This window comes from Enterobacter cloacae complex sp. IR5450, from assembly GCF_049238665.1.
Classification (GTDB): domain Bacteria; phylum Pseudomonadota; class Gammaproteobacteria; order Enterobacterales; family Enterobacteriaceae; genus Enterobacter; species Enterobacter hormaechei_C.
Window position 1 is genome coordinate 1 of record NZ_JBMKIC010000087.1, and the last position, 943, is coordinate 943.

Consider the following 943-nt stretch of genomic DNA (forward strand, 5'->3'; position numbering starts at 1 on the left):
CTCCACTTTGCAGAGGCGCGTTCTGCCTGATTAAGGCCGGAGACAAAACCGCCCGTTTTTGCAATCAGGTCGATTGTCAGCGTACCAAGTGATTTGGAAGCCATAAACTCTCCGGTGGCGGCATTATGTCCAGCTGGCTCTGGCTTCCTCTAACGAGATTGGTCCATCAGCAGCTTTGACTTTGGTAAAGTGCAGTGTGAAATCGGTCGGGTTGAATGGTGGGCGCTTGGGGTCTCTGTTAACGTTGGCTATCATGCTGCTCACCAGCCCGGCACCCCACTCAACCCGCAACATAGGGTTCAGACTTCCGTATCGTTCCCGGTACTTTGCCCAGAGCTGCGACTCTTTGAAGGAGAGCGATTCCCGCGCTTCGGCGATTGTTCTGCCTCCGATTCCGTTGAGGACGAGCTCGCACCAGAATTCGTCTTCGGCGCTGAGCTCGAAGTCTTTCCCAGATCGTTAACTTCCTGAATGGCCAGAAGCAGTGCTACCGTCAGGCCACCATCGAGTGCTCCACGTTCAGGATCGGCCTCACCAGTAATGTCAGCCGGGGTGAAGATGGGTTTACCCTGTTCATCGCAGATGGATGCGGCGATACGCCCTGCCACACCATCGACCTTACCCCCAAAAGCCAGCACATCGGACGTTGCTGTGTGATAACCCATCGGGCGGACATACACGGTCGCGGTGATTTTTTTATCACCCTGAGTCCAGGTGATTTCTTTCTCAACCGGGCGACCGGTAAACGCGCCGGACTCCTTGAGTGCATCAAGTGTTAATTTCATTAGTTATCCTGATTAATGAGGGCGTTGCCGCCCTGATTTTATGGGGTCACGACTTTTGGCACCCAAACAGCAGATCCGGAGCGCTGGACAGATGCAGAAGTAGAAACAACCGTGTTTGCTGCAAAATCAAACGGGAAGTCGGACACATAGCCTTTGAA

The 943-nt window shown here is 53.7% G+C and carries 3 protein-coding genes; all 3 read right to left on the reverse strand.

Going from position 1 to position 943, the window contains the following annotated elements; genetic code table 11:
- Positions 1 to 123: 123 nt before the first annotated feature.
- Positions 124 to 294 (reverse strand): hypothetical protein, encoded by a 171-nt coding sequence (locus ACOTYB_RS24800; protein WP_016063024.1) that lies wholly within the window; start codon positions 292 to 294, stop codon positions 124 to 126.
- A gap of 5 nt (positions 295 to 299) precedes the next feature.
- On the reverse strand, positions 300 to 785 hold the full coding sequence (locus ACOTYB_RS24805; protein ID WP_200509960.1) for a phage tail assembly chaperone family protein, TAC: 486 nt from the start codon (positions 783 to 785) through the stop codon (positions 300 to 302).
- Between the two features lie 38 nt (positions 786 to 823).
- On the reverse strand, positions 824 to 943 hold a 120-nt coding region (locus ACOTYB_RS24810), incomplete at its 5' end, for a phage tail tube protein (protein ID WP_421765921.1).

Excerpts from the sequence above, each read along its gene's own strand:
- ACOTYB_RS24800 (WP_016063024.1), bottom strand. The coding sequence starts at position 294 with ATGTTGCGGGTTGAGTGGGGTGCCGGGCTGGTGAGCAGCATGATAGCC.
- ACOTYB_RS24805 (WP_200509960.1), bottom strand. The coding sequence starts at position 785 with ATGAAATTAACACTTGATGCACTCAAGGAGTCCGGCGCGTTTACCGGT.